Annotated in this window: 17 protein-coding genes and 1 pseudogene; 9 read left to right on the forward strand and 9 right to left on the reverse strand. The window is 62.6% G+C overall.

Annotated elements, in window-relative coordinates; translation table 11 throughout:
• From VIG90_RS11880 to VIG90_RS11900, 5 genes are all read left to right on the forward strand, one after another.
• The coding region (locus tag VIG90_RS11880) for a class I tRNA ligase family protein (RefSeq protein ID WP_331593734.1) at positions 1-1,071 on the forward strand (1,071 nt) is incomplete at its 5' end.
• A complete protein-coding gene (gene lptE / locus VIG90_RS11885; protein ID WP_331593735.1) occupies positions 1,071-1,568 on the forward strand; it encodes an LPS assembly lipoprotein LptE in 498 nt (165 codons plus the stop codon). The genes VIG90_RS11880 and lptE, both read left to right, overlap by 1 nt.
• Positions 1,565-2,587 (forward strand): DNA polymerase III subunit delta, encoded by a 1,023-nt coding sequence (gene holA, locus VIG90_RS11890; RefSeq protein WP_331593736.1) that lies wholly within the window; start codon positions 1,565-1,567, stop codon positions 2,585-2,587. Before lptE ends, holA begins: the two co-directional genes overlap by 4 nt.
• 91 nt (positions 2,588-2,678) lie before the next feature.
• Complete coding sequence (locus VIG90_RS11895) at positions 2,679-3,137, forward strand: GNAT family N-acetyltransferase (protein WP_331593737.1); 459 nt, start codon at positions 2,679-2,681, stop codon at positions 3,135-3,137.
• Between the two features lie 184 nt (positions 3,138-3,321).
• A complete protein-coding gene (locus tag VIG90_RS11900; RefSeq protein ID WP_331593738.1) occupies positions 3,322-3,819 on the forward strand; it encodes a hypothetical protein in 498 nt (165 codons plus the stop codon).
• 72 nt (positions 3,820-3,891) lie between these two features.
• On the opposite strand, the gene VIG90_RS11905 is transcribed toward VIG90_RS11900, so the two are convergent.
• The 5 genes from VIG90_RS11905 to mnmE form a co-directional block, all read right to left on the reverse strand.
• A complete protein-coding gene (locus tag VIG90_RS11905) occupies positions 3,892-4,854 on the reverse strand; it encodes a ParB/RepB/Spo0J family partition protein (protein WP_331593739.1) in 963 nt (320 codons plus the stop codon).
• 29 nt (positions 4,855-4,883) lie between these two features.
• A complete protein-coding gene (locus VIG90_RS11910) occupies positions 4,884-5,684 on the reverse strand; it encodes a ParA family protein (RefSeq protein ID WP_331593740.1) in 801 nt (266 codons plus the stop codon).
• Complete coding sequence (rsmG, locus tag VIG90_RS11915) at positions 5,681-6,328, reverse strand: 16S rRNA (guanine(527)-N(7))-methyltransferase RsmG (RefSeq protein WP_331593741.1); 648 nt, start codon at positions 6,326-6,328, stop codon at positions 5,681-5,683. Before rsmG ends, VIG90_RS11910 begins: the two co-directional genes overlap by 4 nt.
• A complete protein-coding gene (mnmG, locus tag VIG90_RS11920; RefSeq protein WP_331593765.1) occupies positions 6,325-8,208 on the reverse strand; it encodes a tRNA uridine-5-carboxymethylaminomethyl(34) synthesis enzyme MnmG in 1,884 nt (627 codons plus the stop codon). The genes rsmG and mnmG overlap by 4 nt, the downstream gene beginning before the upstream one ends.
• Positions 8,209-8,401: 193 nt before the next feature.
• The gene (mnmE, locus tag VIG90_RS11925; protein ID WP_331593742.1) at positions 8,402-9,709 is read right to left on the reverse strand and encodes a tRNA uridine-5-carboxymethylaminomethyl(34) synthesis GTPase MnmE; all 1,308 of its coding nucleotides are present in this window, start codon (positions 9,707-9,709) and stop codon (positions 8,402-8,404) included.
• A gap of 189 nt (positions 9,710-9,898) precedes the next feature.
• On the opposite strand from mnmE, the gene VIG90_RS11930 reads away from it, so the two are divergent.
• The 4 genes from VIG90_RS11930 (at position 9,899) to VIG90_RS11945 (ending at position 12,983) form a co-directional block, all read left to right on the forward strand.
• On the forward strand, positions 9,899-10,351 hold the full coding sequence (locus VIG90_RS11930; protein WP_331593743.1) for a methylated-DNA--[protein]-cysteine S-methyltransferase: 453 nt from the start codon (positions 9,899-9,901) through the stop codon (positions 10,349-10,351).
• A gap of 62 nt (positions 10,352-10,413) precedes the next feature.
• Positions 10,414-11,115 carry a dienelactone hydrolase family protein gene (locus tag VIG90_RS11935; protein WP_331593744.1) on the forward strand — a complete coding sequence of 234 codons (702 nt, stop codon included), beginning with the start codon at positions 10,414-10,416 and terminating at the stop codon, positions 11,113-11,115.
• A gap of 15 nt (positions 11,116-11,130) precedes the next feature.
• Entirely contained in the window at positions 11,131-12,015 is an 885-nt protein-coding gene (locus VIG90_RS11940; protein WP_331593745.1) for a glycerophosphodiester phosphodiesterase family protein, read from the forward strand.
• On the forward strand, positions 12,012-12,983 hold the full coding sequence (locus VIG90_RS11945; RefSeq protein ID WP_331593746.1) for a quinone oxidoreductase: 972 nt from the start codon (positions 12,012-12,014) through the stop codon (positions 12,981-12,983). The genes VIG90_RS11940 and VIG90_RS11945 overlap by 4 nt, the downstream gene beginning before the upstream one ends.
• A gap of 123 nt (positions 12,984-13,106) precedes the next feature.
• On the opposite strand, the gene VIG90_RS11950 is transcribed toward VIG90_RS11945, so the two are convergent.
• From VIG90_RS11950 to hemE, 4 genes and pseudogenes are all read right to left on the reverse strand, one after another.
• A complete protein-coding gene (locus VIG90_RS11950; RefSeq protein WP_331593747.1) occupies positions 13,107-13,748 on the reverse strand; it encodes a YjbE family putative metal transport protein in 642 nt (213 codons plus the stop codon).
• Positions 13,749-13,865: 117 nt separating this feature from the next.
• Positions 13,866-15,122 (reverse strand): annotated as a pseudogene (gene rho, locus VIG90_RS11955) (transcription termination factor Rho).
• 151 nt (positions 15,123-15,273) lie between these two features.
• Entirely contained in the window at positions 15,274-15,726 is a 453-nt protein-coding gene (gene hemJ, locus VIG90_RS11960; RefSeq protein ID WP_331593748.1) for a protoporphyrinogen oxidase HemJ, read from the reverse strand.
• A gap of 34 nt (positions 15,727-15,760) precedes the next feature.
• The gene (gene hemE / locus VIG90_RS11965) at positions 15,761-16,789 is read right to left on the reverse strand and encodes a uroporphyrinogen decarboxylase (protein WP_414695498.1); all 1,029 of its coding nucleotides are present in this window, start codon (positions 16,787-16,789) and stop codon (positions 15,761-15,763) included.
• Positions 16,790-16,819: the final 30 nt, after the last annotated feature.

Below are 16,819 nucleotides of genomic sequence, written 5' to 3' on the forward strand. Positions count from 1 at the left end.
CTCGACACGTTCGTCGATTCCAGCTGGTACTTCATCCGCTTTGCGAGCCAGCCGGCGGACCAGCCGTTCGACCGGGCGGTTGCGGAGAGCTGGCTGCCGGTGGACCAATATATTGGCGGCGTCGAGCATGCCATTCTGCACCTGCTCTATGCCCGCTTCTGGACTCGGGCGCTGAAGCGGATCCGGCGGATCGACGTCGACGAGCCGTTCGAGGGCCTGTTCACCCAGGGCATGGTGACCCACGAGACCTACAAGGCGCTCGATGGCCGCTGGCTGGAGCCGGGGCAGGTGGAAAAGCGCGACGATGGCGTCTTCGAGAAGGAAACCGGCCTTGCCGTGACGGTGGGCCGCTCTGAGAAGATGAGCAAGTCGAAGAAGAACACGGTGGACCCGACCGTGATCGTGGATCAGTTCGGCGCGGATGCCGTGCGCTGGTTCATGCTCTCCGACAGCCCGCCGGAGCGCGACCTGTCCTGGACCGAAGCCGGCATTGAAGGGGCCTGGCGCTTCACCCAGCGCGTGTGGCGTCTGGTGACCGAGAGCTGGCCGCAGGTGGCCGCTGCCACGGCGCCGGGCGATAGCGGCGACGCCAGGAAGCTCCGTCAGGCCACGCACAAGGCCATTGAAGGCGTGACGGCGGACGTTGCCGGCCTGCACTTCAACAAGGCCGTGGCACGCCTCTATGAGTATGTGAACGCTCTTGCTGGTGCCAAGGACAGCGAGGACCTCGCTTTTGCCCGCCGCGAAGGCCTGATCACGCTGGTTCAGCTGGTTGCGCCGATGATGCCGCACTTGGCCGAAGAGGCCTGGGCAACCATGGGCTTCGACACGCTGGTGGCGGAAAGCCCGTGGCCGGTGGCCGATCCTGCCCTGCTGGTTGCTGATGAGGTGACCGTTGCCGTGCAGGTGAATGGCAAACTCCGCGACACGCTGACCGTGGCCAAGGGCATGGACAAGGCCGCTCTGGAAGCCGCTGCAATGGCATCCGAGAAGGTGCAGCGCGCCATCAACGGCGCACCGCTGCGCAAGGTCATCGTGGTTCCTGATCGTCTCGTGAACGTGGTGGTGTGATGCGCGCCCTTGCTGCCTCTCTGCTCATGATCGGCCTCGGCTCGGCCCTGGCCGGTTGTGGTCTTCAGCCCATCTATGCGGAGGGGCAGCAGGGCGTTGCCGCCCGATCGCTGGCGATGGTTGCCGTTAGCCCCATTCCCGAACGCAGCGGCCAGATGCTGCAGGCCGAACTGCTGCGCCGGATGCAGCCCGACGGCTCTCCCGCCTATCGTCTGGACGTGGTTCTGGAAGAAAAGATCGAAGGCTTCGGTATTCGCGGAGACGAATCCGTGGCGCGCGAGCGGGTTTCCATGACCGCCACCTATCGTCTGGTGGAGGTGGCAACGGACAAGGTGGTGTTGCAGGACATCGCCAAGTCTGACGCCGGCATCGACGTGGTGCGCAGCGAATACGCCGTGGTGGAGGCCGAGCGCACGGCCGCCGAGCGCAATGCCCACGCCGTTGCCAACCGTATCATCAGCCGTCTGGCGCTCTTTTTCCGCACCCAGGAACAGTGAAACCGGGTCCCGCCCAGATACAGGCAGCCCTGAAGCGCCTCGACCCCGGCATTCGGCTTGTCCATATCTTCGGGCCGGATGAGGCTCTGGTGCGCGAACGCGCCCGCATCTTCGGCAAGCAGGTCGTCGAGGACCTGTCGGACCCGTTTCTGGTGGTCGATTTCGACGGCAAGGCCGTGGCGGATGATGACGCCAAGCTCGCCGACGAAGCCGCCAGCCTGCCCATGCTGGGTGGCCGCAAGCTCATTCGCATCACAGGGCTGGCAGATGGCGGCCTGAAAGCCGTGGAAAGCCTGCTGGACTCCGGGACGGCGGAAAACCTCGTCGTTGCCATCAGCGGTGACCTGCCCAAGACCTCCAAGCTGCGCAAGCTGACCGAAGCGCACCCGCGCGCGCTCGCCATTGCCTGCTATGCGGAGGAAGGCGCACGGCTCACCACATTTCTGGCGCAGGAAGCACAGGCCCGCGGTCTGGAGCTGGACCGGGACGCCATCGAGCTGCTTGCCCGCGCGGTGGGCGCGGAGCGGGACATTGCCCGCAATGAACTGGACAAGCTGGCGCTCTACACCGGGGGCGGGCGGGTCACGTTCGAGCATCTGGAAGCCGTGGGCGCGGATTTCGGCCAGTCTAGCTACGACAAACTCATCAATGCCGTGCTTGGCGGCAATCCGGTCGAGGCGGCACGGCAGATCGATCGCATGGCCGAGGAGGGCGAGGCGGGCATTGCACTGCTGCGTGCCGTCAGCCGCCGCCTGTGGCAGCTGATGCAGGTTCGCACCCTGATGGCGGATGGCCAGTCGGTCGAGACAGCCATCGGCGCGCTGCGTCCGCCCGTGTTCTGGAAAGAGAAGGACACGCTGGCCGCTCAGGCCCGGCGCTGGAGCCAGGAGCGTGTGCGTGCCGCCCTGAACCGCCTGCTGGTGGCGGAGCGGGACATCAAATCATCGGGCAGTGCGGGCGATGTCATTGCCCACCAGAGCCTGATGGCGCTGGCCGCAGCCGGCAGCGGCAGACGCTGAACACCCATTACGCGCTCTTGCCGGGCCTTTATGAATGCGCCACGGTGACAGCCTTGCTTTGTTGGGGGCTCGGCAGAAGGGCGCAAGGCCAGTGACACACGTCGATATTATCGTCTCCACCTCTCCGACGCCGGAGATGTACAACGCCATCGTTGAACCGCTGGTAGCGTATAATACCCGTGCCGGCGGCCCGTCGGGACGGGAAGTAATCGCCCTCATGTTGCAGGATCAGGAGACAGGGTTGCATACCGGCGGGCTGTGGGGCCGGTTCGGCTACGACTGGCTGTTCGTGGAGCTGCTCGTTGTACCCGAGACACTGCGAGGGAAGGGCTACGGCATTCGATTGATTGAGGGCGCTGAGCGCATTGCCCGGCAGCGCGGCGCGGCAGGAATTTGGCTGGACACCTTCAATTTCCAGGCGCGGGGCTTCTACGAGAAGCTTGGCTTCAGCGTGTTCGGCGAACTGCCGGATCATCCACGCGGCGGTGCGCGCTATTTCATGCGCAAAGTGCTGGATGATACTGGTTTGGAGATCGGCCCGAACCGGTAGAGCCGGCACAGAGGCACATTCCCGGTCGGTTTCATGTTCCACGTGAAACACAGGACTTAAACTGCACGTCTAAGGCAGCGGCAATCTCACCTGCAGCCAGCCCAAGCAGTTGAGATTGCAGCGATGGCTGCTTTGCACTACGCCGATCCCCGGCAGGCCATTCTGCCGACGGGGGGGAAGCATTATGTTCAAAGGGATCGCATTGCCGCTGTGCCTGATGGTGGGCCTGACGCAGCCGGCCATGGCCGCTCCGCTGACCGAGGGCATTCTTGGAAATTTCATTGGCAGCTGGGCGATCAGCGGGAAGATCCGGGGAAATGACACGGTGAACTCCGCGGAGGTTCGGCCTCAGTTCGATGGTGCCTTCATCGAGATCCACATCAAGGATCCGGCGGGCCGGTCTCCCTACGAAGCGCGCGTGTTTCTTGGCGAAGCGGCAGATGGTGCCATTGTGGCCCATTGGCTGGACGGTACGGGCGGCGGGTCCTCCCGCACGCTGGGCCACGGCCGGGTTGTGGGCGACACAATCGAGCTGCGCTTTTCCTATCCGGAAGGAGAGCTGCGAGATCGTCTGGAGTATGACCGCGCTCGGGATCGCTGGCGGCTGCACATTGAGATGGGGCCGGAGGATCAGCCGAAAGTGTTTGCGGACTGGTTTTTCGGCCGCGCCAAGCCTCAATAAAGAGAAGGGCTGAAGGCCATGGGGTCAACCCCTCGGCCTTCAGCCCCTGTGTTCCGCTTCGGATAGCCCTGATCAGAACCGCTGCTGGGCCGTCAGACGCGCGCAGATATCGTCAAGCTGATCGAGGTTCTTGTAGCTGATGGTCAGCGTGCCCTGGCCATTGCGATCATTGATCGTGACTGCCAGACCAATGGTTGCGGACAGGTCACGCTCAAGCGCTACGGTATCTGCATCCTTGCCCGGTTTCAGGCGTGCCTCGCCCTTGGCCGATGTGGCCACGGGGGTGGGGTTCTTGGCCTCCTGCGCCAGCTGTTCGGTCTGGCGGACACTCAGGCCCTTTTCCACAACCTCATCGGCCAGCTTGGCGGGATCGGGCGTGGTGGCAAGCGCACGGGCGTGGCCCATGCTGAGCGCACCTTCGGCCAGCAGAGCGCGGACGTAAGGCGGAAGATCAAGCAGACGCAGCAGGTTGGCGATGTGGCTGCGGCTCTTGCCCACCAGCTTGCCGATCTCTTCCTGCGTGTGATGGAACTCATCAATCAGGCGGCGATAGCCTTCCGCCTCTTCGATGGGGTTCAGATCCTGCCGCTGGATGTTCTCGATAAGAGCGATTTCCAGCGTGGTGCTATCGTCCAGATCCTTGACGACGGCGGGCAGCTCGTGGAGCTGCGCCCGCTGCGAGGCACGCCAACGGCGCTCGCCTGCAACGATTTCATAGAAACCGGGGCGGTTCGGGGCAGGGCGGAGCAGCAGCGGTTGCAGCACGCCCTTCTCCCGGATGGACCGGGCCAGTTCATCGATGGCTTCTTCAGAGAAGTTGCGCCGGGGCTGCTTGGCGTTCGGGACAATCTTCTCGATTGCAATCCGCTGGGCCGAGAGGCGCACTGCTTCCGGAACGGCTTCCGCACCGCTGCCGGCCTGAGCAACGGCGGCAGCCGAGCGTGGCGCCGGGTTCGCAATGACGCTGGTGCCGAGATCCCCGAGCAGCGCTGAGAGGCCCTTGCCAAGGCCCGAGGGTCGTCTGGGTTCCGCCATTTTCTCTCTGGTCCTCACGTCGAAATCGTTCAGGCCGCTTGCGCGGATTCGTCAGCACGCCGCAGCATTTCCGAAGCCAGCTTCATGTAGGCCTCGGAGCCGGGACATCTGTGGTCATAGAGCAGCGCCGGTTTGCCGTGAGACGGCGCTTCGGACAGGCGCACGTTGCGGGGGATGACCGTGTCGAACACCAGATTGCCGAGGCAGCTGCGCACGTCTGCCGCCACCTGGTCGGACAGGCGGTTGCGCCGGTCGAACATGGTGAGGACGATGCCGGCGATACCGAGCATGGGGTTGAAGTTGGCCCGCACGCGCTCGATGGTCTGGAGCAGCTGGGTCAAACCTTCCAGCGCGAAGAACTCGGTCTGCAACGGCACCAGAACACCTTCAGCCGCAACCAGTGCGTTGATGGTGAGGAGGCCAAGGGACGGCGGACAGTCGATGAAAACGTAGTCGAACTGATCGCAGTGGTCTGCCAGAGCCTGCTTCAGGCGGAAGGTACGATGCTCCATATCCACCAGCTCGATCTCCGCGCCGGACAGATCAACGGTGGAGGGAATGAGCCAGAGGTTGGGCACAATGGTCTGGTGCAGGGACTCCGCGAGGGTGGTCTCGCCCAGCAGCAGTTCATAAGACGAGAAGCTGCGCTCCGTCCGGTCAAGACCCAAGCCGGTGGACGCATTCCCCTGCGGGTCCATGTCAATCACCAGCACCTTGCGCCCCACGGCGGCAAGGCCGGTGGCAAGGTTGATTGCCGTCGTCGTCTTGCCCACGCCGCCCTTCTGGTTGGCGATGGCAATGATCCGGCAAGCAGGGGATTGACCCGTCATTTCTTGGCCTTTCGTGCCACGCCCCGCGCCTCGACAATACGTCCGCGCGGGTCTGAAAGACTGGCATGGAGATCATACTCGAAGGCCCACTTTTGCTGGGCCTCGGCCAGTTCAGCCTCTACGTCCTGCCCCTTCAGGAGCAGCCAACGGGTCGATGATGCCGCGAAAGGATGGCCCCAGTCAAACAGTTGCGTCAGCTTGGCGAGAGCCCGCGCCGAGATGATGTCTGCCTTGAACGGCTTCATCGCTTCCAGACGCGCGTTGTGGATAATCACACGGTCATGCAGGGCGAGGGCATCCACGACGGCTTCCAGAAAACGGCACTTTTTGGCAATGGATTCAACGAGGTGAACCTCACCAACGCCCATGATGGCCATGACGAGACCGGGAAAGCCCGCGCCGCAGCCCATGTCCATCCACACCGTCTCTTCCGGTTTCTCGATGAGCGGGAAGAGCTGGGCGGAATCAAGGATATGGCGACGCCAGGCATCCGGCAGCGTGGCAGGGCCGACCAGATTGAGCTTGGTCTGCCACTCCTGAAGCATCAACACGTAGCGGTTGAGCGCGCTCAGCGTTTCACGTGAAACGCTGATGACATCGGTCAAAACTTCCGGACCGGAGGCTTCCTGAACAACTTCACTCATGCTGCGGTCCGACGGTTTGCGTGTTTCTTGACGTGGGCGAGGAGTGCGGTAAGGGCTGCCGGCGTAACCCCGGGCAAACGGGCAGCAGCGCCAAGTGTCGCCGGTCGTGCAACAGAGAGCTTCTCCCGCAACTCAGCGGACAGACCCATCACAGTCTTGTAGTCCAGCTCTGGCGGTAGAGTGAGTGCCTCGTCACGCCGGAAGGCTTCGATATCCTCGGCTTGGCGATCAATGTAAGTGGCGTATTTGGCGTCGATCTCAACCTGCTCCGCCACGCTGGGATCGACCTCACCCAGCTCCGGCCAGACCGAAACCAGCCGTGCCCAATCGATATTCGGATAGCGCATCAGCTCGAAACCGGTGCGGACAATGCCGTCCTGATTGACGGCAAGGCCGTGCTTGGCCGCCTGGTTCGGCGACAGCGAGCGGGACTTGATCATTGCATGCGCCCGCTCCAAGGCATCCATCTTTTGGCGGAAGGCCGTGGCACGCTCGGAACCGACACAGCCGAGAGCGATGCCGAGCGGAGTCAGACGCTGGTCCGCGTTATCCGCCCGCAACCGCAGGCGATACTCGGCGCGGGAGGTAAACATGCGATAGGGCTCGCGCGTGCCTTGCGTCGTCAGGTCATCGACCATCACGCCCAGGTACGCATCGGCCCGGTCAATCAGGAACGTTTCGACACAACCGCCCGCAGCCTTGGCGGCGTTGAGACCTGCAAGCAGGCCTTGGGCCGCCGCTTCCTCATAGCCGGTCGTGCCGTTGATCTGACCGGCGAGGAACAGGCCCTTTACCTTCAGTGTCTCAAGGCTTGGCTTTAATTCGCGGGGATCAACGAAGTCGTATTCGATCGCATAACCCGGGCGGATGATCTTCACGTTCTCCAGGCCCGGAATGGTGCGCAGAAATGCGTCCTGAACCTCTTCCGGCAGGGAGGTGGAGATGCCGTTGGGGTAGATGGTGAAGTCATCCAGACCTTCCGGCTCAAGGAAGATCTGATGGCTGTCCTTGTCCGCAAAGCGCATCACCTTGTCCTCAACGGACGGGCAATAACGCGGGCCAACCCCCTCAATCCGGCCCGCATACATGGGAGCGCGGTGAATGTTGGCGCGAATGATCTCGTGCGTCCTGGCCGTGGTGCGGGTGATGTAGCAGGATACCTGCGGCGTGGTGATGGCCCGGGTCAGGAACGAGAACGGAACGGCCGGATCATCGCCGGGCTGGGTCTCGAGTTTCGACCAGTCAATGGAACGGGCATCCAGACGGGCAGGGGTACCGGTTTTCAAACGGCCAAGCGCGAAACCGAATTTGTGCAAGGTGTCTGACAGACCGATAGACGGCGCTTCGCCCACACGGCCTGCGGGGATCTGCTTCTCGCCAATGTGGATAACGCCGCGCAGGAAAGTGCCGGTGGTCAGAACTACGGCACCGGCTGCAAGTCGTGTTCCGTCCGCCAGAACGACGCCGGTCAGGACTGGACCGGCTTCGGTTTCGTCACACGTAAGGTCTTCAGCCGCTGCACCGACCACCGTCAGGTTGGGATAGTTCAGCAGCATCTCCTGCATCGCCTTGCGATACAGTTTACGGTCTGCCTGGGCGCGCGGGCCTTGGACAGCCGGGCCTTTGCGGCGATTCAGCAGGCGAAACTGGATACCTGCGGCATCCGCAACCCGGCCCATGATACCGTCAAGAGCATCGATCTCACGCACCAGATGCCCTTTGCCGAGCCCGCCAATGGCGGGATTGCACGACATTTCGCCGATCGTCTCGACCTTGTGGGTAACGAGCGCGGTCTTCGCACCCATGCGCGCGGCAGCGGCAGCGGCTTCGCAGCCGGCGTGACCTCCGCCGATAACGATTACGTCGTAGCTTGGCATGATGGATCCATCAGTATGGATTCGGCGCAGGGAAGTCAAACGGGGACGTGGTGTTTCACGTGAAACGTTAGGAACGGAGCGTTCGTGGATAGGCGCTGTGTTTCACGTGGAACATCATGGAGGAAGGATAAGCCTCTGTATCGTCTGTGTTTCACGTGAAACACAGACCCATAGCTCCGTAAGTCGCGTAAAACCCTTATTTTCCAATGCAGAAATCACGGAAAATCACGTCGAGCAGGTCTTCCACATCAACCCGACCCGTAATCCGGCCGAGAGCGCGGGCAGCGAGGCGCATGTCCTCCGCCATCAACACCAGGTCTGGCTGATCGAGTGCTGCCCCAAGATGGGCGCGACAACTCTCCAGCGCGTGACGATGACGCTCGCGTGTCAACAAAACGGACTCGCCGCCGCTGAGGGCCTTGCCCGCCCAATCGGCAAGATGGATGACGAGTTCGCTCAAGCCTGCACCAGTCAGGACGGAGATGTAAAAACGGCTATCCTGCAGACCGGCCTCGACACCGCTTTCGAGATCGACTTTGGTGACGACGGCCAGCGTGTGAGCATCGGTGACCGCGGGCTCCTCGCCAAAGGGAGTGAGGTGCAGTCGCAAGTCAGCCGCTTCGGCGCGCGCCCGGGCGCGGGCCACACCTTCGGCCTCGACCGGGTCATCTGTTTCCCGCAGACCCGCCGTGTCGATGAGCGTGACCGGGTATCCGCCGAGGTTGAGGTGAACCTCGATGATGTCCCGCGTCGTACCGGCAATGTTGGAGACGATGGCCACGTCCCGTTTCGCCAGAGCGTTGAGCAGACTGGACTTGCCCGCGTTAGGCTTGCCGATGATGGCGACGCTGAGACCATCGCGCAGTCGCTCGCCCCGGCTGCCGTCCGCCAGATGCTGAGCAATTTCGCCGGACAGGGACTCGATCGCGCCGCGCACCTGTGCCGAGACATGCTCGGGTACGTCGTCTTCGTCGGAGAAGTCGATGTCCGCTTCCACGTAAGCCAGCGCCCGGATCAGCCGGGTACGCCAGCCCTCGTAAAGCTCCGTCAGCACGCCTTGCATCTGCCGAAGGGCCTGACGCCGCTGGGCTTCGGTTTCGGCATTGATCAGGTCAGCGAGACCCTCGACCTGCGTCAGGTCCATTTTGCCGGCTAGAAAGGCGCGGCGGGTGAACTCACCGGGTTCCGCCGGGCGCAGACCTTCGAGAGTTCCGAGCGCTGCCAGCACGCCCGAGACGACAGCGGGGCCGCCATGCACGTGGAACTCTGCCACGTCTTCACCCGTGAAGCTGGCCGGCGCGGGAAACCAGAGAACGAGGGATTGGTCGATGATCTCGCCGCTCTCGGGCGCGCGCAGGGCGCTCAACGCGGCGACACGCGGCGCGGGCAGAGCCTTCCCGGTCAGCTTCGAAACAGTCTCGCCCGCACGGCTGCCCGAGACGCGAACAACCGCAACGCCCGCCGGACCGCGACCTGAAGAAAGGGCGAAGATCGTCTCACTCATACCTGTCCTGCCTCAGCTGTCGACGCGCCGGGTTAAACTCTGCGCTCTTGTGCCACCGTTCCTGTGCAGAGGGGAGAGGGAAGTCGCACAAGATTTTTTACCGCCCTGCGAGTTTAGCCGTCATGATCCATTCCCCTCCAAGCCGCTGTTCGTGCTATGAAACCTGCCGGACCTGCGCAGGAGAGCCCGATGCCGACCCTTTCGCTTCACACCCCTGTTGGAGACATCACTCTATGCGAGGATGACGGCCAGATTGTTGCCGTCGAGTGGGGGTGGGGCAGCGATCAGGACGAAACGCCGCTGCTCGCCCAGGCGCGGGAGCAGCTGAATGCCTATTTTGACGGCACGCTTGAGCAGTTCACCCTGCCGCTTGCGCCCTATGGCACACCGCGACGCCTGCAGATCTGGCAGGCCATGCAGGCCATTCCTTATGGCCAGACCAAGACATACGGACAAATCGCAGCGGAGCTTGGCACGTCTGCCCGGGCCGTGGGGCAGGCCTGTGCCCATAATCCGATACCGATCTTCATTCCGTGCCACCGGGTGCTGAGCGCGACGCCCGGCTCTGACAACTACAGCTTTGGCGAAGGGGTGGAGACAAAGGCCATTCTGCTGAGCATTGAAGGCGCTGGCGAGGTTTGACACGTCATATTTACGGCGTATCTGATTTTTCTGAATTTTTGCAAATACATAAGGAGAAGAAAATGGGACGCGAAATTACCCTGACCGCAGCTGACGGCTCTGGCAGCTTCACCGCCTATCTGGCCGAACCCGCCAGCGGCACCGGCCCCGGCATCGTCGTCATCCAGGAGATCTTCGGCGTCAACCAGGACGTCCGCAAGAAGGCCGACGATTGGGCCGCCAAGGGGTATTTCGCCCTCGCGCCGGACCTGTTCTGGCGTCAGGAGCCGGGCGTGCAGCTGACCGACAAGACCGAGGAAGAGTGGAAGAAGGCCTTCGCTTTGCTGCAGGGCTTCGACGTGGAGAAGGGCGTCGAGGATCTGAAGATCACCATCGACGCGCTGCGCGAGGTGCATGGCTGCACCGGCAAGATCGGCACCATCGGCTTCTGCCTCGGCGGCCGTCTGGCATACCTGTGCGCCACCCGCACCAATGCGGACGCCAACGCCAGCTACTACGGCGTCACCATCGAGAACATGCTGGATGAAGCCGCCAACATTACCAAGCCGCTGATCATGCACATTGCCACCGAAGACAAGTTCGTGAGCAAGGAAGCGCAGGCCCAGATTCACGCGGCGCTGGACGATCATCCGCAGATCACGATCTACGACTACGAGGGTCAGGATCACGCCTTCACCCGTATCGGCGGCCAGCACTTCAATCAGGAAGCAACCGATCTGGCCCACGGCCGGACCACCGAATTCTTCGCTGAACACCTGAAGTAAGGGGTGAAAGGGCAAGTGTCCGAGGCCGGAAGCATCACGCTTCCGGCCTCACCCGCCCCTGAAGCGGAGCGGTCAGATCTGCCCGCGCAGCTGGATTGCATGCGCGTGCGCAAGGCCGGCATCGCCTCCGCCCATCGCGGACGCGCCTGGCCGGCGGATCCGGAGAACTGCCTCAGCAGCCTGCAGGCGGCATGGGACGCTGGGATCCGGCTCATGGAGGTGGATGTGGCCACCACCGGGGACGGAGCGCTCGTGCTGCTGCACGATGATACGCTTGAGCGCACCACGACCGGCCATGGCGCGCTGAACACGATCACGCTGGCCTATCTGAAAAGCTGCCGCCTGAAGGATCCGCACGGCAACGCAGTCGATGAAACGGTGCCGACCTTGGCCGAGGCCTTGGCCTGGGCACGCACGACCGGCGCTGCGCTCCAGCTGGACGTCAAGCCGCGCACCCGAATGGATGATGTCGTTCGCGCCGTGCAGGCCGAAGGCATGAGCGGGCAGGTGATCATCGTGACCTATCGCCTGTCATCGGCCATGCATGTTCATCGACTCGACCCACGGGTGATGATCTCGACGCCTATTCGCTCCACCGCTGATCTCCTCGCGCTCAAGCGGCGCGGATTTGATCTCTCCCGCCTCATTGCGTGGACCGGCACCAGCGAGCCCAATCCCTCGCTGTGGAGCGCCTTGCGCAAATATGGCGTGGAAGCCGCGTTCGGCACCAGCGGGCGAGCCCGTCGGCGGCTGGATGATCGTTTTCTGGTCGATGGTAATCCATCTGAATACGCCGATCTGGTGCGTCAGGGCGTTACTGTGGTTGCCAGTGACAGGGCCGAGGTGGCGCAGGACGTCATCGGCCACAGTTTCGAGAAATGCAGGGAGGCGACGCAATGAAGGCCATTCAGGTATCCCGTTTCGGCGGACCGGAAGTGCTTGAGGTGGTGGACTTGCCGACGCCCGCGCCGGGCCCCGGCGAGGTGCTCCTGCGTCATACTGCCATCGGTCTCAACTTCATCGACACCTATCACCGCAGCGGTCTCTACCCGCAGCCGCTTCCGTTCATACCGGGCTCGGAAGGCGCGGGTTTGGTGGAAGCGGTGGGCGAGGGCGTCACGCACCTGAAAACCGGGGACCGGGTTGCCTACGCCTGGGGCCCGTCTGGAGCCTATGCGCAGTATCGCACCATTGCCGCGGACAGGGTGGTGAAGCTGCCGGAAGAACTGGATGACCGCACCGTCGCTGCCAGCCTCCTGAAGGCCTGTACAGTCGAATACCTCGTCTGCCGCACCTATGCCGTGCAACCGGGCGAGACGGTGCTGTGGCATGCCGCTGCGGGCGGTGTGGGCCTGCTGGCAGTGCAGTGGCTCAAGTCCATCGGCGCGACGGTCATCGGCACGGCGGGCAGTAAGGAAAAGGCGGAGCTGGCCCGGGCTCATGGCTGCGACCATGTCATCCTCTACCGGGAGGAGGATGTGGCCGCCCGCGTTCTGGAGATCACCAGAGGCAAGAAACTGCCGGTGGTTTATGATTCGGTTGGCAAGGACACGTTCACGGCCTCGCTCGACTGCCTCGCCCCGCGCGGGTTGATGGTATCCTTCGGCAACGCTTCCGGTCCGGTGACGGGGGTGGATCTGGGTATCCTCTCCACCAAGGGTTCGCTCTACGTCACCCGCCCGACGCTGTTCCACTACTACGCAACGCCGGAGGAGCGGGAGACCTATTGCCGCCAGGTGTTCGAGAAGATCACCAGCGGCCAGGTAAAGGTGGAGATCGAGCAGAGCTTCCGGCTGGAAGACATGGCGGAGGCGCATCGGGCTCTGGCCGAGCGCAAGACGACCGGCTGCACCGTGATCGAGCCGTAATCAAGATAAGACGGGCCGGTGGGCTGCAGACGCGCCGTCAGGCCTTTAAAAAGCTCGTACAGACGAAAGCGGGTGCCTGAGAAACACGGGCACCCGCTTTTCGTTTCGCCTCTCAGCGGCCCGTTACGCGGTCACGAAAGGCACGACCTGATTCCAGCCATCCCAGATCATCGTCAGGGCGACATAGACGATCACCGCCAAGCCCACGAAGGCAAGCCAGCGGAAGCGGTCAATGACGCGGGCGATGAAGCCTGCGGCCACACCCATCAGGGCGACCGACAGCACAAGGCCGAACACCATCACCCAAGGGTGTTCGTGGGAGGCGCCAGCCACGGCCAGCACATTGTCCAGGCTCATGGAGACGTCCGCTAATGCCACGGCCCATGCTGCCTGAATGAAGGACTTAGGCGCTTTGACGCCCTCATCGCGGGGGAACTCGTCGTCTCCCTGCACTTCGTGCGGCTTGGCGGGGAAAAGTTCGCGGTACATCTTCCATGCCACCCACAGCAGCAGGAAGCCACCGGCCAGCAACAGGCCGATCACCTGCAGCAGCTGCGTTGCGATCAGCGCGAAGATGATGCGCAGCACCAGCGCGGCAAGGATGCCGATGAAGATGACCTTCTTCTGATCCTTGTGCGACAGGCCTGCAGCCAGTGCGCCCACCACGATGGCGTTGTCACCGGCCAGGGTGATGTCAATCATGACGACCTGAAGAAAGGCGCTGAGCACGGCCGGATCGGTCAGATTGTGCAGAATCGCTTCCACAACGAATCCTCTTACTCGAACTTGAGCTTGCCCTAACCCCTAAGGGACGGGCCTGGCTCCAAAAGAAAAAAGCGGCGTTCAATCTCTGAACGCCGCTTTCTGCTTTTTGCTTATTTCTTACTGGTTCATCGAGGAGAAGAAGTCCTCGTTCGACTTGGAGTCCTTCATCTTGTCGAGGAGGAATTCCATGGCGTCGACCGTGCCCATCTGCATGAGGATACGGCGCAGCACCCACATCTTGGAGAGCGTGGCCTTGTCGGCCAGCATTTCTTCCTTGCGGGTGCCGGACTTGCCCACGTCGATCGCCGGGAAGATACGCTTGTCGGCAACCTTGCGGTCGAGGATGATTTCCGAGTTGCCGGTGCCCTTGAACTCTTCGAAGATCACTTCGTCCATGCGGCTGCCGGTATCGATGAGCGCGGTCGCGATGATGGACAGCGAACCGCCTTCCTCGATGTTACGGGCGGCACCGAAGAAGCGCTTCGGCCGCTGGAGCGCGTTAGCATCCACACCGCCGGTCAGTACCTTGCCCGAAGACGGCACCACGGTATTGTAGGCGCGGGCCAGACGGGTGATCGAGTCGAGCAGGATGACCACGTCGCGCTTGTGCTAGACGAGGCGCTTTGCCTTCTCGATGACCATCTCGGCCACCTGCACGTGACGCGCAGCCGGTTCGTCGAAGGTCGAGGAAATGACTTCGCCGCGCACCGAGCGCTGCATGTCGGTCACTTCTTCCGGACGCTCATCGATCAGCAGAACGATCAGGTACACTTCCGGGTGGTTGGCGGTGATGGCGTGGGCGATGTTCTGAAGCAGAACGGTCTTACCCGTGCGCGGCGGAGCAACGATGAGGGCGCGCTGGCCCTTGCCCTGCGGCGAAATGATGTCGATGACGCGCGAGGACATGTCCTTGCGAGTCGGATCGTTCAGGTCGAGCGTGAACTTCTCGTCCGGATAGAGCGGCGTCAGGTTGTCGAAGTTGACGCGGTGACGAACCACTTCCGGTTCGTCGAAATTGATGGTCGCAACCTTGGTCAGGGCGAAGTAGCGCTCGCCGTCCTTCGGGGCGCGGATGTCACCCTCGACCGTATCGCCGGTGCGAAGACCGAAGCGGCGAACTTGGGAGGGAGAGACGTAAATGTCGTCAGGGCCGGCCAGATAGTTGGCCTCGGGCGACCGCAGAAAACCGAATCCGTCCGGCAGAACTTCAATGACACCGGCGCCCATGATCTGAACATCGGTTTCGGCCATCTGCTTCAGGATGGAGAACATCAGATCCTGCTTGCGCAGGGTCGATGCGTTCTCAACACCAAGCTCTTCGGCCATGGCCACAAGTTCAGCCGGCGTTTTCCGCTTCAGGTCGTGCAAATGCATAGCTGTGCCTAATGCTAGGGGTCCGCTGTGTGCGAGGAATGCATGCGGATATGTAAGGAGGAAGGGAGCCGGGCCAGGAAAGCTCGCGGCTGATAGAGCAGGTAAGCAGCGTCAGAAGGGAAGTCAAGCGTCGCTTAACAACGCAACCTGATCAAAACGGCTTCACAATAACCAAAATCACGATGACGACAACTGCCAAGGTAGGGAGTTCGTTGATAATCCGGTAGAACTTGGTCCCGCGCGGATTGTTCCCGGCCGCGAACTGTTTGCGCCACTTGGACAGCATGCCATGGTAGCCGGACAGCAGCAGGACAATAGCCAGCTTGGCGTGTAGCCAGCCGCCGCTCCAGCCGATGTCCGTGGCGAGCATCAGCCCCAGCACCCACGCCAAAATCATCGCCGGGTTGATGATGATCCGCATGAGGCGACGCTCGCGCTCGCGCCAGGTCAGGTCAATGGACGAGCCGACTCCGTGGGTCGCGTTCTCCTCGGCGTGATAGGCGAAGAAGCGGGGCATCATGAACATGCCTGCCATCCAGAAGATCACGGCGATCAGATGGAACGACTTTACCCACGGGTACGACCCGCCCAGAAAACCTTCCACGTTCTCTTACCTTCCCTGCAGTTCCGGCGCTGCTTTACCGACGCAGCCGCGCCAGGAGCTGCTCCACATGAGCCACCGGCACATCCGGCAGAATCCCGTGCCCGAGATTGAAGATATGCGGCCGTCCGTCAAGGGCTTGCAGAATGGCGTCGACGGCGCTGTCCAGCGCCTCGCCGCCCGCACGCAGCGCCAGGGGGTCGAGATTGCCTTGAACCGGCAAGCCCTTCGGCAGAGCAGCGTTCGCCCAGACCGGATCTACTGTCTCATCGAGGCCGACGGCGGAAACCCCGGTCTTCTCCGCGTATTCCACCAGCTTGGCACCCGCGCCCTTCGGAAAGCCGATGATGGGGAAGCCGGGGTGCTTCTCGCGGATGGCATCAACGATGCGCCTGGTCGGCGCGATGACCCACTGGCGGAACTGCGACGGTGACAGGGTGCCGGACCAGCTGTCGAAGATCTGCACCACTTCCACGCCCGCTTCGATCTGGCCGAGCAGGTAGGAGATGGTCTGCTCGACAATCGCATCGATGAGCTGTTGGAACCGCTCCGGCTCCTGATAGGCCATCGACCGTGCCGTTGCCTGGTCTTTGCTGCCCCGACCCTCAACCATGTAGGTCGCCACGGTCCAAGGAGCCCCCGCAAAGCCAATGAACGTTACTTCAGGCGGCAGGAGGGCTTTTACCTTGCGCACCGTCTCCAGCACGGCCTCAAGGCGCTCAGGAGCGGGCGTGAGCGCTTCCAGAGGTGTATCCGCCATGCGAGGCTCCATACGCGGGCCTTCGCCTTCCGCAAACCACAGGTTCTGCCCGAGCGCATGGGGCACCACCAGAATGTCGCTGAACAGGATGGCTGCATCGAAACCGAAGCGGCGGATCGGTTGCAGCGTCACCTCTGCGGCGAGCTCCGGATTGTAGCACAGGTCAAGGAAGGAGCCGGCTTCTGCGCGGACGGCACGGTACTCGCTGAGGTAGCGGCCGGCCTGACGCATGAGCCATGCAGGTGGTGGATCGAGCCGCTCGCCGGCGAGCACACGTAACAAAGGCTTCCTCTCCACTACCAATATCCTTCCTATAAGAATCTAAGAGTCTGAGGT

The organism is Pedomonas sp. (genome assembly GCF_036515995.1).
Classification (GTDB): domain Bacteria; phylum Pseudomonadota; class Alphaproteobacteria; order Sphingomonadales; family Sphingomonadaceae; genus Pedomonas.

Coding starts and splice junctions, on each gene's coding strand:
- lptE (WP_331593735.1), top strand. CDS start 1,071: ATGCGCGCCCTTGCTGCCTCTCTGCTCATGATCGGCCTCGGCTCGGCC.
- mnmE (WP_331593742.1), bottom strand. CDS start 9,709: ATGAGTGAGACGATCTTCGCCCTTTCTTCAGGTCGCGGTCCGGCGGGC.
- VIG90_RS11900 (WP_331593738.1), top strand. CDS start 3,322: ATGTTCAAAGGGATCGCATTGCCGCTGTGCCTGATGGTGGGCCTGACG.
- VIG90_RS11930 (WP_331593743.1), top strand. CDS start 9,899: ATGCCGACCCTTTCGCTTCACACCCCTGTTGGAGACATCACTCTATGC.
- rsmG (WP_331593741.1), bottom strand. CDS start 6,328: ATGAGTGAAGTTGTTCAGGAAGCCTCCGGTCCGGAAGTTTTGACCGAT.
- VIG90_RS11945 (WP_331593746.1), top strand. CDS start 12,012: ATGAAGGCCATTCAGGTATCCCGTTTCGGCGGACCGGAAGTGCTTGAG.
- VIG90_RS11910 (WP_331593740.1), bottom strand. CDS start 5,684: ATGACGGGTCAATCCCCTGCTTGCCGGATCATTGCCATCGCCAACCAG.
- VIG90_RS11935 (WP_331593744.1), top strand. CDS start 10,414: ATGGGACGCGAAATTACCCTGACCGCAGCTGACGGCTCTGGCAGCTTC.
- VIG90_RS11905 (WP_331593739.1), bottom strand. CDS start 4,854: ATGGCGGAACCCAGACGACCCTCGGGCCTTGGCAAGGGCCTCTCAGCG.